The sequence below is a fragment of the Sulfuricaulis sp. genome (assembly GCF_040901545.1).
Classification (GTDB): Bacteria; Pseudomonadota; Gammaproteobacteria; order Acidiferrobacterales; family Sulfurifustaceae; genus Sulfuricaulis.
Window position 1 is genome coordinate 1 of sequence record NZ_JBBDYL010000056.1, and the last position, 14,438, is coordinate 14,438.

The 14,438-nt window shown below is 58.1% G+C and carries 10 protein-coding genes, 4 tRNA genes and 1 pseudogene; all 15 read left to right on the plus strand.

Annotated elements, in window-relative coordinates; all coding sequences use genetic code 11:
* The first annotated feature begins 82 nt into the window (after positions 1-82).
* The 15 genes and pseudogenes from WD823_RS12185 to WD823_RS12255 all read left to right on the plus strand — a co-directional run bounded on the left by WD823_RS12185 (position 83) and on the right by WD823_RS12255 (position 14,302).
* The gene (locus WD823_RS12185; protein WP_368429776.1) at positions 83-1,435 is read left to right on the plus strand and encodes an amidase; all 1,353 of its coding nucleotides are present in this window, start codon (positions 83-85) and stop codon (positions 1,433-1,435) included.
* A gap of 10 nt (positions 1,436-1,445) precedes the next feature.
* Positions 1,446-1,613, plus strand: coding sequence for a hypothetical protein (locus WD823_RS12190; RefSeq protein ID WP_368429777.1), 168 nt, complete (start codon positions 1,446-1,448; stop codon positions 1,611-1,613).
* 194 nt (positions 1,614-1,807) lie between these two features.
* Entirely contained in the window at positions 1,808-2,770 is a 963-nt protein-coding gene (locus WD823_RS12195) for a 2-hydroxyacid dehydrogenase (RefSeq protein WP_368429778.1), read from the plus strand.
* Positions 2,771-2,776: 6 nt separating this feature from the next.
* Positions 2,777-4,132 (plus strand): amidase, encoded by a 1,356-nt coding sequence (locus WD823_RS12200; protein WP_368429779.1) that lies wholly within the window; start codon positions 2,777-2,779, stop codon positions 4,130-4,132.
* A gap of 382 nt (positions 4,133-4,514) precedes the next feature.
* Positions 4,515-5,510 (plus strand): sodium:calcium antiporter, encoded by a 996-nt coding sequence (locus tag WD823_RS12205; protein WP_368429780.1) that lies wholly within the window; start codon positions 4,515-4,517, stop codon positions 5,508-5,510.
* 42 nt (positions 5,511-5,552) lie between these two features.
* Positions 5,553-5,705: pseudogene (locus tag WD823_RS12210) on the plus strand (universal stress protein); the annotation flags it as partial.
* Positions 5,706-6,010: 305 nt separating this feature from the next.
* Positions 6,011-8,737 carry a cation-translocating P-type ATPase gene (locus WD823_RS12215; protein WP_368429781.1) on the plus strand — a complete coding sequence of 909 codons (2,727 nt, stop codon included), beginning with the start codon at positions 6,011-6,013 and terminating at the stop codon, positions 8,735-8,737.
* Positions 8,738-8,772: 35 nt separating this feature from the next.
* A complete protein-coding gene (gene birA / locus WD823_RS12220; RefSeq protein WP_368429782.1) occupies positions 8,773-9,750 on the plus strand; it encodes a bifunctional biotin--[acetyl-CoA-carboxylase] ligase/biotin operon repressor BirA in 978 nt (325 codons plus the stop codon).
* 134 nt (positions 9,751-9,884) lie between these two features.
* Entirely contained in the window at positions 9,885-10,622 is a 738-nt protein-coding gene (locus tag WD823_RS12225; RefSeq protein ID WP_368429785.1) for a type III pantothenate kinase, read from the plus strand.
* Positions 10,619-11,338, plus strand: a complete 720-nt coding sequence (locus WD823_RS12230; protein ID WP_368429783.1) for an SPOR domain-containing protein — start codon at positions 10,619-10,621, stop codon at positions 11,336-11,338. The genes WD823_RS12225 and WD823_RS12230 overlap by 4 nt, the downstream gene beginning before the upstream one ends.
* 65 nt (positions 11,339-11,403) lie before the next feature.
* A tRNA-Thr gene (locus WD823_RS12235) sits at positions 11,404-11,479 on the plus strand.
* Positions 11,480-11,507: 28 nt separating this feature from the next.
* Positions 11,508-13,811: an aconitate hydratase gene (locus tag WD823_RS12240; RefSeq protein WP_368429784.1), complete on the plus strand. Its 2,304-nt coding sequence runs from the start codon at positions 11,508-11,510 to the stop codon at positions 13,809-13,811.
* A 78-nt stretch (positions 13,812-13,889) separates the two neighbouring features.
* Positions 13,890-13,974: transfer RNA gene (locus WD823_RS12245), tRNA-Tyr, on the plus strand.
* Between the two features lie 87 nt (positions 13,975-14,061).
* Positions 14,062-14,135 (plus strand) — tRNA-Gly (locus WD823_RS12250).
* 91 nt (positions 14,136-14,226) lie between these two features.
* Positions 14,227-14,302 (plus strand) — tRNA-Thr (locus WD823_RS12255).
* The last annotated feature ends 136 nt before the right edge of the window (positions 14,303-14,438 follow it).

A 14,438-nucleotide genomic window follows, 5' to 3' on the forward strand; every position in this document is an offset into this window, starting at 1 on the left:
TTCGTCACCATGATCTGCGTGTATCTGTTTCCGCCGCTGATGTTCTGGCTGCCGGGCCTGATCTACGGCAATTGAGCGCCGCATGGATGCGTTCCGGCTCAATTGGCTCACCGCGGGCGACGCCGCGCGTTCGATTCGCGACGGCGCGATCAGTTCCGAGCAACTGGTCGAGGCGTGTCTGGCACGCGTGCGCGAGGTCGAAGACAGGATTCAGGCCTGGCAATTCCTCGATCCCGAGCACGCGCTGAATCAGGCGCGCGCGCGCGACCAGGATCGGCGCGAAGGACGGGCGGTCGGCCCCCTGCAAGGCGTGCCGGTGGGCGTCAAGGACATCATCGACACCATGGACATGCCGACCGAAGACGGCACGGTCCTGCACGCCGGCCGCACACCGGCGGATGACGCCACCGTGGTTGCAATACTGCGTGCCGCGGGCGCCGTGATCATGGGCAAGACGGTTACCACCGAGTGTGCGACGTACACGCCCGGCAAGACACGCAATCCCCACAATCCGGAACATACCCCGGGCGGCTCATCGAGCGGCTCGGCCGCCGCGGTCGCCGCGGGCATGGTGCCGCTGGCGCTCGGCAGCCAGACCAACGGATCCGTGATCCGGCCGGCGGCCTATTGCGGTGTATACGGCTTCAAGCCGACGCACGGGCTTATTTCACGCCACGGCGTTCTCAAGCTCTCGCGCACGCTCGACCATATGGGTATGTTCGCGCGCACACTCGATGATATCGCGCTCGGCTGCGAGGTGCTTGTCGAGGGTGATGCACACGATCCCGATACGCTGATGCGCGCGCGCATTCCGTTTCGGGAGATCGCGACCGAAGAGCCGCCATTGCCGCCGTTGATCGCTTTCGTCAAGACGCCGCTGTGGGAGCGCACGGACGAGGACACCCGTGAAGCGTTCGCAGAGCTAACAGATGCGCTGGGCGACCGTGTCGTGGAAGTGGACTTGCCTGACATCGTACTCGATGCGCTTGAACTTCATCGCACGATCATGGAAGCGGAGATGGCCGCGGCGCTCGTGGATGAATACGACCGGGGCCGGGAACGATTGAGCGAGTCACTGCGCGCACAGCTCGAGCGCGGCCGCCGCGTAACGGCGTTCGACTATCAGACGGCGCGCGCGCGGATCCCGCTGTTGAACGATGGTTTTGCCGAGCTGTTCGAACGCTGCGACGCGATCCTGACCCCGGCCGTCGCGGGCACGGCGCCGAAGGGGTTGACATCGACAGGCGATCCCTCATTTTGTACCCTGTGGACGCTCTGCGGCATGCCCGCGGCTTCCCTGCCGCTGCTGCAAGGTGCGAACGGCCTGCCGCTCGGTGTTCAGCTCGTCGGCCAACGCCATCATGACGCGCGGTTGTTGCGGACCGCACGCTGGCTGGTGACGCAAATCACCGGCGGCGAACCGCAAGACGGATAAGGAGATTACTATGGCAATTAAAATTTTTTCCGGGATCGTGGCGGTGATACTGATGCTGGTGTACCTCGCGCCCGTCATGCTCAAGCTGTGGGATCCGGCGCTTAGTCTGGTGATGCTCGTCGGTTTCGCGCTGATGCTGTTCGACCTCTGGCAATCGCTGCAGTCGAAGACCGACTAAGGCCGGTCAGGCGGCGCCCAAGCGTGCGTCCAGTGCCGACCATGGAGCCGACTCTGATCGGACACCGCGCATTTTGAGCCCGGCCCCGGCACATCAACCGCTGTCAGTACCTGCTCGGTGGCGGAACAAACGCCACCGTTATCTTTAAGTACAATACCCAGGCTATTTGAACCTTAACTATTAGTGCCAATACCATGAAACCGAGAGTGCTCGTCACGCGCGAAGTGTTTGCCGAGGTGCTCGATTATCTCGAGCGGCATTTCGATGTTTCGTCCAATCAGGCGGATCAGCCGTTCAGTCCGGACGCGTTGGCTAAGGCCTTAAGCGACAAAGACGGCGCGCTCACGGTACTGACCGATCGCATCGACGCCGGTTTGCTGGCCAAATGCCCGAAGCTGAAAGTGGTGTGCAATATCGCGGTCGGTTATAACAACATCGATGTCAAGGCGTGCAGCGACGCGGGCGTGATGGCGACCAACACGCCGGGCGTGCTCGACGACAGCACCGCGGATTTCACCTGGGCATTAATCCTTGCGGCGGCGCGCCGCGTGACCGAGGCCGAGGCCTACGTGCGCGCGGGCGAATGGAAGGGCTGGAAGCTGAAACAGTTTCTCGGCGCCGATGTGCATCATGCGACCCTAGGCATACTCGGACTGGGGCGCATCGGGCAGGCGGTGGCGCGCCGCGCGCGCGGATTCGAGATGAACGTGTTGTACCATGAACCCAAACGCCTGCCAGCGGACGTTGAAAAAGCGTGCGGCGCCGCGTACGTGAATTTCTATGAGTTGCTATCGCGCGCCGACATACTCACGATTCACGTCCCGTACAGTTCCGCCACCCATCATCTGGTGGGCGCGGCGCAAATCGCCAAGATGAAACCCACCGCGGTGCTGATTCATGCCGCGCGCGGCGGCGTGGTGGATGACGCGGCGCTTATCGCGGCGCTGAGGCGTGGAACCATCGCCGCGGCGGGGCTCGATGTATTTGATAACGAACCGGCGCTTAATCCGGATTTCTTGAAGCTCGCCAATGTCGTAATGACTCCGCACATCGCCAGTTCCTCCACGGCGACGCGCCGCAACATGGCCATGCTGGCGGCGGAAAATCTGGTGGCCGCGCTGACTACCGGTAAGCCGCCCAACCTGCTTAATCCCTGAAGATCGATGCCGGATGCGCTCCATCAGTTGGGCGTGAAAGCGGTCATTCACGGCCTGCGCGAGGGCCGGTTCACCAGCGAAGATCTCATGCGCGACTGCCTTGAACGTATCGAAAAACTCGAACCGAAAATCGAAGCCTGGGCCTGGCTGGACCCCGCCGCGGCACTCGCAAGCGCGCATGCCGCGGATCACGCCCGGCGCGCGGGCAAACTGGGGGCACTGCAGGGTGTTCCGATCGGCGTTAAAGATATTATTGATGTTCGCGGCGTGCCCACACGGATGGGATCCCCCCTGTTCGAGGATTATATTCCTTCGGCATCGGCCCGGGTTGTACGTCGGCTGGATGAAACCGGCGCGGTGGTGCTCGGCAAGACCGTGACCGCGGAATTGGCGTATTTGGGTCCGGGTAAGACGCGCAATCCCTGGAACACGGGGCATACCCCCGGGGGTTCTTCGAGCGGATCGGCCGCGGCGGTGGCGGCGCGATTTGTCCCGGCCACGATCGGGACCCAGACCAACGGTTCCGTCATCCGGCCGGCGGCGTTCTGCGGCGTGGTGGGTTACAAGCCAAGCTCCGGCTTGCTACCGCGCGCCGGAATACTCAAATTCAGTCACACGCTGGATCAGGTCGGGGTTTTCGGTCGCAGCGTGGAGGATACGGCGCTTGTCTGCAGCGCCATGCTGGACCGGTCCGCGGAAGTTCCCGACAGTAACCCGGAGATTACCCAAGTGCCGCGAGATCTGGTTCCCGCACCGCTGTACCAGCCACCGCGGGTTGCCGCGGTTCGTACTTCAATGTGGCATCTCGTGGAAAAGGATCAGCAGGAGAATTTTCTTCAGACGATCGCACAATTCCGCAAAGCGGGTGCCGTCGTTGAATCGGCGGTGCTCCCGGACGCCTTTTCCCGGGCGCATGAAGTGCATCGTGTGATCATGCATTATGAGGGAGCCCGGTCGTTTGCCGGACTGCAAACCCAGAACCGCGATCGTCTCGGCGCAGAAATGAATCGTCTGATCGACGACGGCAATTTGATTTCCGAAACGGCTTATCATGCGGCGCTGGAGCATCGCACGAGATTGCAGAGCGAACTTGCCGAGATCGCGCGCCGTTACGATATACTCATCACTTTGCCCGCGCGCGGGGAGGCCCCCGCCACGCTGGAGCACACCGGCGACCCCGGGTTTTGCACGATATGGACGCTGTGCGGCGCCCCGACCATTACCATACCGTCGGGGCTCGGGACGCAGGGGATGCCGCTTGGAATGCAGCTGGTCGGCGCTCATATGCAGGATGCGCGTCTGCTGCAGGTTGCGCAGTGGTGCAGTATGCAGCTCGGCTTCCAACGCCACCCGCCAAGTTAACGGGCGAGGGACGTTCGCAACCACGCAAGGCTTTACCGCCAGATGTCATGCAGGTAATATTTCGCAGCGCCAGCACGTTTTTTTAACGTACTGGCTTTTTTTGAGGGGGAATAAAATCAATAACACCATTAGTCTCTCTACTTACCAACCATCTCAACCGGTTTCGGACGATCCCTTAGTTAATGAATCGCGGCCTTTGGGATTTATGCAGTGGGTGGGGCACACGGAGTTTGTGGTTACGATCCTATTCGTGATCAGCGCCGTTATCTATAACTCCATGATGGCACTGCGCAGGGGCCTCAATTACGGTATGGATCGGGATCATGAGTGAGATCAATCCCTTTCAATTCTGCATGAACATTAACTTACGGAACGACAAAATATGGAAAGCCTAGGAACCGCGATCATCATTTTTCTCATCAGCGCCACGTTCGTGATTATGGCCGGCGTAGGGCTCGCCCGTTTCGGCGATGCGCTCGCCGAGGCGACTGGTTGGGGCAAGCTCTGGGTTGGCACGTTGCTGGTGGGCATCGCCACCTCCTTGCCGGAAGTTACCGTCAACGTTTCGGCGGTTTGGCTGGAGCACAACCCCAGCCTCGCCCTGGGCAACGTGTTCGGTGCCAACATGCTCAACGTTTTCGTGCTCGGCAGCGCGGCGCTGGTGTTCGGCGTGTCGAATCTCTTCGGCAAGCAGGGCCGCGATACGGAGTTGCTGATGCTTACCGGACTGGTTCTGGTGATCCTCGCGCTGGCCTTCGGTGCGTTCGGCGACATCAAGGTCTTCGGTCCGACCAGCGTCGGCGGCCTATTGATCGGCGCGGCCTACCTGTACGGTATGCGCAAGGTCTACACTGCCGGGCGGACGCAGATGGAACTCGAGGATGTACCCAGCCCCACCGGTAGCGCGCGCAACGCATGGATCGGTTTCGGCATCTCGGTGGTCGTGGTCATCATTGCCGGACGCTACCTCGCCGCAAGTGCCGATGCCATTGCCGAGGCCTCGGGCATCAGCGCAACCTTTATCGGCGTCTTGCTGGTGTCCATCGTGACAACGCTGCCGGAAGGCTCGGTCACGGTGGCCGCATCCCTGCGCAAGTCCTACGGCATTGCCATGGGCAACGTCTATGGCAGCAACGCGTTCAACATCACCATCATCTTCATTGCCGATTTCTTCCACACTAAGGGGCCGCTGCTCCGGGAAATGCAGTCGGCCCACTTCGCGGCAGCGCTGGCCGCCCTCGCGTTGATGACCATGGGTTATTTCGTATTCAAGAGCTTCCAGTCGCGCACCTTTGCGCCGATGCGATACCTCACTCCGGCGATACCGGTAATATACGTGGGCGCACTCTATGTGGTATTCGTGCTGGGACAAGCTTAAACCAAGGTTCCCGCCTATATTCTTGGCGCGGGTCAAGATCAAAGCCGATCGCATCCTCACGTGGAAAAACAGCAGAAGTGTGATCTTATGTCCATGGCCTTCCATAGACGTCATGGGATCGCAGGTGTGTTGCTCGACAGCCAGACTCAGAAGGTTCTAACTTATTCAAATATCCCCGTGCTGGTCTGCCACTGACTTGGAGTTGCCGGTAGATCGGTGTGCCATCAGATACTTGACAATGATTTCAAACGAGACTCTACAGTGAGAAATCGCACGGTAAGATTTTGAAATATTTTGCATTATGATCGAGGATACGCAAAACTGTGTGTCGATTTTGCGGGGGGCTGCGCTGGCGAAGCAGAATTCTATAGGTGCATGAGCAACGGTGAATCCAAACTCGACTCATTCACGCTGATCAAAATAATTAAACGGATGTCGGGGTGCACACTGAGTGTTAAGACTAACGTGAGCACTATATCCGATAATTTCGGGAGGTTTTAATGGTTACGCGCTTGTGGCATTCATTAGAGCTCAATCAAGTTCTGAAAGAACTGCAGGTCGATCCGCAACGGGGTCTGGCGCCCGAGGAGACGCGGAAGCGCTTAGAGCAATACGGTTCCAATGAACTGAGTCATGAAGAGAAGGCCTCGCCGCTCATGCTTTTCTTCACCCAGTTCAAAAACATCCTTATCGTCATTTTGATTATTGCCACCCTGCTTTCCGCCTTGGTCGGCGAGTATGTGGACGCAGCTATTATTTTCGTGATTATCGTATTTTGTGCCGGCCTGGGTTTTTTGCAGGAATATCGTGCCGAGCGTGCGTTGGAGGCGTTGAAGAAAATGCTGACCCCGACCATCACGGTTTTGCGGGGCGGACAGGAACTGGAGGTGCCATCGAAAGATATTGTTCCGGGGGACGTCCTGGTACTGGAGGCAGGGGACAGAATTCCTGCCGATGCCCGGCTGGTCGAGATTCATTCTGTGCAGTGCGATGAAGCACCGCTCACCGGGGAATCAGTTCCTGTAGGCAAGGAGCTTGCGCTGTACGCAGAGGATTCATCCGTTGGTGACCGCAAAAACATGATTTTTACGGGTACCACGGTTACGTACGGGCGGGGCAAAGCGGTGGTCACGGCGACCGGTATGGCGACTGAGTTCGGACGGATTGCACAGGAGGTGGCCGCAGTTAGCCAGGAGAAAACCCCGCTTGAACAGCGAACTGAGGAAATTGGCAAGTGGCTCGGTATCATCACTCTCGTTATCTGTGTGCTGGTGGTGGGCATCAGCGTCGGACGCGAGCTGTGGGCGGGCACTTTTCAACTTGGCTCAACGCTGCCGATTATTTTGTTCGCCATCGCACTCGCGGTCGCGGCCGTGCCCGAGGCCCTTGCCGCCATCGTCACTGGTGCGCTCGCCATCGCCATGCACGAAATGGCTAAACGCCACGCATTGGTCCGCAAGATGCCTGCCGTCGAAACTCTCGGTTGCACCAGCGTCATTTGTACGGACAAGACCGGTACGCTGACAAAGGGTGAAATGACCGCGCGCCGTTTATATGTCGGTGACCGGATGATCGAGGCGAGCGGTGTGGGGTATTCACCGACAGGCAACTTGAGCGGTTCGCTCGACGATCGTGCGCTCAGCTTGTTGCTTAAAGGCGGTGTACTCGCCAGCGATGCCGAGTTGGTCCAGGACGCCGAGCGATGGTTTGTGAAAGGCGATCCTACCGAGGGAGCGCTCGTAGTGCTGGCCATGAAAGGTGGCGTGCACTCGACGGAAATCCGGCAAAAATGCGCGAGAATCGAGGAGTTTCCGTTCAGTTCTGAGCGCAAACGCATGACCACCATTCATACGATGGAGGACGGGCAGCGACTGGCCTTCACCAAAGGGGCGCCCGAGGTGCTGCTTGAACGCTGTGCTTCGATACTGGTCGGAGACAAAGTAATCCCGCTAGGACCCGAACAAAGGGCGAAACTGGACGAGGTCAATACAACAATGGCTGGTGATGCCCTTCGAGTTTTGGGGATCGCTTACAAGGAACTGCCGGCCGGGAACACGTACACGGAGGAGTCGATCGAGACCAATCTGATCTTCCTTGGACTGGTGGGGATGATGGATCCCCCTCGGGACGAGGCTATCGATGCGGTCAAGGTGTGCCGTGAGATCCATGTGAAGCCGGTGATGATCACGGGAGATCACAAGCTCACCGCCATGGCGGTGGCGAAAGAGATTGGCATCTTCCGTGACGGAGATTTGGTCATGACAGGCGACGAACTGGCTAAGATGGATGAGGCCGCGCTAGCAGCCGTCGTAGAGCGTGTGACAGTTTATGCCCGGGTCTCGCCGATGGACAAGCTTAAGATCGTGCGCGCCTGGAAGGCGAAGGGCCAAGTGGTTGCGATGACCGGTGATGGTGTCAATGACGCCCCGGCCTTGAAGCACGCGGATGTCGGGGTGGCGATGGGGATTTCAGGCACTGACGTCGCCAAGGAGGCAGCCGATATCGTTTTGAGCGACGACAACTTCGCCACCATCGTGAAGGCTATCGAACGCGGACGGTGGATTTATGACAACATTAAAAAATATCTCACCTACCTGCTGCGGGCGAATATGACCGAGGTGGTGGTACTGGGCGGTGTGGTAGTGGTCATGGGGCCGGAGTTTCTACCGCTTTTACCTGCGGCAATCCTATATATCAATCTGGCGAGTGATGGGCTCCCGGCACTTGCGTTAGGTGTGGCGCCTGCGGATCCCGACATCATGCGGCGTCCACCACGCGATCCCAAAGAGAGTGTTTTTTCCTCCGACGTGCGCACGCTGATCCTGCTGGCAGTGGTTATCGAGTGCCCGATCTTTTTCTGGGTCTTCTTCCATGACCTAGATCATATCGACGTCGCGCGCACTGAGGTCTTTCTCATGTTCGTGATAATCGAGTTGGTCATTGCTCTCAATTTCCGCTCGCTGCGTTATAGTATTTTACAGGCGCCGCCACACAAATGGCTCGTAATCGCTATTGCATGGGAGCTCGTGTTGCTGGCAGTACTGCTCCAGTTTGATGCCGTGCGTGATGCCTTCGGCATCAACATGCCGACGCTCACTGACGTGGCATTTGTTCTGGTCCTCGCAGCTGGCGTAATGCTGACGATCGAAATCGTCAAAGCTGTTTTACGAAGGCGGCAGGTGGCTGAGATTACAATGGATGCGGCACGCCGCCGAGTCTCCGTGTAGTACGGACGGTGGCATGTCAACGTTGATGCATGAACATGCGTGCACAGCTGGTAAAATTTTTATCTGACGGTGCCTTTCATTCCGGAACGGAACTCGGCAAAAAACTTGGCATCACGCGTGCGGCGGTGTGCAAGAACATCCACAGGCTCAAACAGTTGGGGCTTGATGTGCACAGCGTGACCGGGCGTGGCTATAAACTCGATCAGCCTCTGTTTGTACTCGACAAGAAACGTATCCTGAAATTCATGGGTGCAAGCGCACCGACGGATTTACGTGACCGTTTGTATATTATCGATCAAGTCGATTCCACCAACCGTTTTTTGTCTGAACGTGTATCCCAAGTGGAGTCCGTGCGTGGTGTTTTCTGCCTCGCGGAGATGCAACGCGCGGGGCGTGGCCGCCGAGGTCGCGCGTGGGTCGCCACACCCTACAGCAATCTCATGTTGTCCATGGCCTGGGAATTTCCGGGCGGACCAGGCATGGTCACGGGATTGAGCCTGGCGGCGGGCGTGGCGGTGCGGCGTGCGCTCGAGGAATACGGCGTCTCCGACGCGATGTTAAAATGGCCGAACGACGTGCTCTGGAACGGCCGCAAACTTGCCGGACTGCTGGTGGAAGTGCAGGGCGAGGCGGCGGGCCCGACCCGGGTGATTCTCGGTGTGGGAGTGAATGCCCGTATCAATCGTAATGACGCCGGTCGGATAGACCAGCCGTGGGTGGATATGCGAGATATCCTGGGAAAAACCATCGACCGCAACCGTCTCGCGGCTCTCGTGATTCGCCACCTGCTCAGCACGTTTCAGACATTTTCGGAAAAAGGTTTTGCCCCGTTCCGCAAACCATGGCAGTCGCATCACTATTATCAAGGGCGGCGGGTACGTCTCATCCAGGGTGATGGGGAGTATACCGGTACTGTCGAAGGTATTAATGATGACGGCGGATTGATGATTCGCCATGCCAAGGCCAGAAAGGTATACCATTCCGGCGAAATCAGCCTGAGGAGCGCCGGATGAGCAAGCCTAGCTTCGGCATGGCAGGGAAACCGCTTACCATGCGATGGTGAACATGAGAAGTGACATAAGTAAATCTCCGCCGATCGCCGTCATCGGGAACGCCGAGCCGGCGCGATCTCAATGGAGCCAATCCAATTAATCTTCTCGTTGATCTTGGCAACAGCCGGCTGAAATGGGCGGAGCACGGCCCCGGCCTGTGGCACACGGATGCCGTTCTGCTCGAAGCCGAAGATATGGTGCCGCTGCTGGATAGAATGTGGAGCCGCCTGGCAACACCACAACAGATATTGGTATGCAGTGTATCCAGCCCGCAGCGGTTGCGCACATTGGAACAATGGATACGTACACGCTGGTCGGTTACGGTATCTACTGTCCGTACTCAGGTAAATCAGCTCGGTGTAAAAAACCGTTACCGGCAGCCGGAACAACTGGGTGTTGACCGATGGGTGGCATTGATCGGTGCCCGGGGACTTACCTCTTCGGCAGCATGCGTGGTGGATTGCGGCACGGCGGTGACGGTGGACGCACTCTCGGCGAGCGGAGAGTTTCTCGGCGGGGTGGTTTTTCCTGGTTTGCGCCTGTTGCGTGCAAGTCTCGTGCGGGGAACGCATGCAATCGCTGAGACAGAGGGCAACGATGCGAATTGCCTGGCGCGTTCAACGGCGGATGGGGTGGCCGCCGGTACGATCTATGGATTAACGGGTGCCGTGGAGCGTCTTATCAACGAATTTCGGCAGACCTTGGGCGATACGATGCAGACTGTGATGACCGGAGGGGATGCCATGCTGCTCTCGGCGCGGTTACATGTGAAAACCAGACATGTTCCGGATTTGGTGTTGCAGGGTCTGGCCCGCATTATTGAAAACACATGAAACTGAAATGGGTGTTCGCCGCGCTGATTCTTGCCAACCTCGGCCTGTGGATGTGGGCAGACTGGTACAAGCAACAACCGGTACTGGAGTACCGCACGGCCCGCGCGCCGCTGGGCGCGGAAAAGATGCGATTACTCACCGAGACGGGCGTTAAACTCAAGACGCGCAAGAACACGAAGTCCGCCAATTCGGAATTGACGACATTTACCGGTCCGGTATGCCTTCGCATCGGCCCATTCACTAATGCTGATCTCGTGGACAGGGCGCATGAAAAATTAACCGGATGGCAAATCGGTTTTGCCACCCGCGCCACGGAAAGCAATAAAATCACGATTTATCGAGTATTTCTTCCCCCATTCGCCACCAAGGAGGCTGCGGAACTGAAGCGTCAGCAACTGACTCGACTCGGTTTCAGGGACCATGCCGTAATACAGGAAGAAGGATGGCAAAACGCCATATCGCTGGGTTTGTTTTCCGTTGAAGCCAATGCCGAGAGCCGAGTGCGTGAACTTGTCGCGAAGGGTGTCGAGGCTAAATTGCAGCAGCAAGATCAAATACGTCTGCAACACTGGCTGGATGTCGCCAGGCCGATACAACCGGACATCGCCAACCAGTTGAAAAATACCGACTGGGAATCCAAGGAAATCGAGGTACTCGAGTCGCCCTGTCCGGCCAGTACCAACAGCACCCCACTGCCACTCCGCGAGCCCCATTGAAGACAAGCCTGTATGCAAGGTTGCCCGCACCTGGAGGTATACTTACAATGCCGCGCAGCATAACTGCCCGCATAGCTCAGCTGGTAGAGCACCTGATTTGTAATCAGGTGGTCGGGGGTTCAAATCCCTCTGCGGGCTCCAGCTTATTGATTCGATAATTCAAACACCCATGGAAAAAACTCCTTTAGACGCTGTCATCACGGTTCGTCATTACTATCAATCTCTGCCCCAACGCATGGCGGCCGTGGGCCGGCGCGTGGGGCGCTCGCTCACGCTGGCGGAAAAAATTCTGTTCGCGCACACGGCAGACCTGGCCGCGGACTTGCCGGAACGCGGCAAGACCACGGTTGGGCTTAATCCCGATCGCGTGGCGATGCAGGATGCGACCGCCCAGATGGCGATTTTGCAGTTCATGACCGCCGGACGTGCGGAGACCGCGGTGCCGACCACCGTGCATTGCGATCACCTCATCCGCGCCAAGGTGGGCGCCATCAAGGATCTAGCCGTGGCCGAGAGTACCAATAAGGAAGTCTTTGATTTCCTCGCTTCGGCTGCGAACAAATACGGCATGGGCTTCTGGAAACCGGGTTCGGGCATCATCCATCAGGTGATTCTCGAAAATTACGCCTTTCCCGGAGGCCTCATCATCGGCACCGATTCGCATACTCCGAATGCCGGCGGACTGGGCATGATCGCCATCGGCGTGGGCGGCGCCGATGCGGTGGACGTGATGGTGGGCAATCCGTGGGAGCTGCTATGGCCGAAACTGGTCGGTGTGCGCCTGACGGGAAAATTGTCCGGCTGGACCAGCGGCAAGGATGTCATCCTCAAGCTCGCGGGCATTCTGACGGTGGCCGGCGGCACCAATAAAATCATCGAGTATTTCGGTCCGGGCACGGAATCGCTGTCCTGCACCGCCAAGGCCACGGTAACCAACATGGGCGCGGAACTCGGGGCCACGACTTCGGTGTTTCCGTTTGACCGGCGCATGGCGGACTATCTCAAGGCCACCGAACGCGCGGAAGTTGCCAGCCTCGCTTCCGGCCTGGCCGAGCACCTCACGGCCGACGCGGAAGTGCTGGCGACTCCGGAAAAGTATTACGACGAGGTTGTGGAAATCGATCTCTCGAAGCTTGAGCCGCACATCGTGGGCCCGCACACGCCTGATCTGGCGCGCCCGGTATCGCAAATGGCGGACGACGTGAAATCACAAAACTATCCGGCCGGACTGAAAGCCACGCTGATCGGCAGCTGTACCAACTCCTCTTACGAAGATATCGGCCGTGCCGCGCACGTCGCCCGACAGGCCAAGGCGAAGGGATTGAAAGCCCGCGTGCCACTCATGGTCACGCCCGGCTCGGAGCAAGTACGTGCGACCATCGAACGTGACGGCTTGCTCGCGGATCTTGAGGCGATCGGCGCGATCGTCTTGGCCAATGCCTGCGGTCCCTGTATTGGCCAATGGGAGCGCACGGATATCGCCAAAGGCGAAAGGAATTCGATTCTGACGTCATACAACCGCAATTTCCCCAAGCGTAACGACGGCAATCCCAACACGCTCGCCTTCATCGCGAGTCCCGAGGTGGTGGTGGCCTACGCGCTTACGGGCAGACTGGACACCGATCCGGTTCACACGTCCGTTAAATCGGATGGCATGGCGCTGTCACTGCAGGCGCCCACCGCCGACGAACTCCCGGCCAAGGGCTTCGATCGCGGAAACGAAGGATATGTTCCCCCGCAGGAAGATGCCGCTGGAGCTTCGGTCGTGGTGGACCCGAAGAGTGAGCGCCTGGCACTGCTCGAACCGTTTGAACCGGTAGACAAGGTGGCGGGGTATCGGGACCTGCCGGTGCTGCTGAAAGCGCGCGGCAAGTGCACCACCGACCATATCTCGCCCGCCGGTCCGTGGCTGCGGTTTCGCGGACATCTCGATCGCATCAGCGATAATATGTTTTCCGGAGCGGATAATGCCTTTGCCGATAAACCGGGCACCGGGTTTAATGTCCTTACCGGTCAATCCGGGGAGGAATTAGCGAAAATCGCCCGGCAATACAAGGCCAAGGGGCTGGGCTGGGTGGCCGTGGGCGATCATAATTATGGCGAGGGCAGCTCACGCGAACACGCGGCGATGTGCCCCCGTTATCTCGGTTGTCGCGTGGTGCTCACACGCAGTTTTGCCCGTATCCACGAAACTAACCTTAAAAAACAGGGAGTTCTCCCTCTGACCTTCGCGAATCCGTCCGATTACGAGCGGATACGGCGCGATGATCGCGTGATTTTACCGGGACTGGATCGGCTTTCCCCCGGGCAGAAGGTTGAAATCAGGATCGTCCATGCCGATGGCAGCCAAGAAACGATTCCCACCCTGCACAGTCTGACCTTAGAGCAGATCGCCTGGTTCATGGCCGGATCCGCGCTCAATTTGATCCGTCAGGCACAGGCATCGGGAACCGTGGCGCCGGCAAAAAAATGACGAGATTATGCTAATAATCAAGGATATCGGTTGACAAGCCCGTCTTACTCCCGCAGAATTTGCGGCTTCGTTTTTTTCGGAGGGGTTCCCGAGCGGCCAAAGGGATCAGACTGTAAATCTGACGGCTCTGCCTTCGGTGGTTCGAATCCACCCCCCTCCACCAAGGTCGGAGGGGACGGGCTGGGCCGGAGCAGGAATGGCGGGAGGCAGAGGCTGGCTCTCAGCAACTTGCAGAGCGCATACATCCATCGCGGGTGTAGTTCAATGGTAGAACCTCAGCCTTCCAAGCTGATGGTGTGGGTTCGATTCCCATCACCCGCTCCAGTAACGGCAGAGGAAAGAGCAAAGAGCAAAGAGAAAAGAACGGGAAACGAAACTTTTTTCTTTTCACTTTCCTCTTTTCTCTGGTTCCGATGCCCATATAGCTCAGTCGGCAGAGCACTTCCTTGGTAAGGAAGAGGTCATCGGTTCGATTCCGATTATGGGCTCCAGACATTATTTATTTTTTTTCGCAAAATTTTCAAAACACATTAAATTTTTAATTTCGAGATAATAGTTTTAGATAATTAAAAGAGGCACACCGATGTCCAAGGAAAAATTCGCCCGCACCAAACCGCACCTGAACGT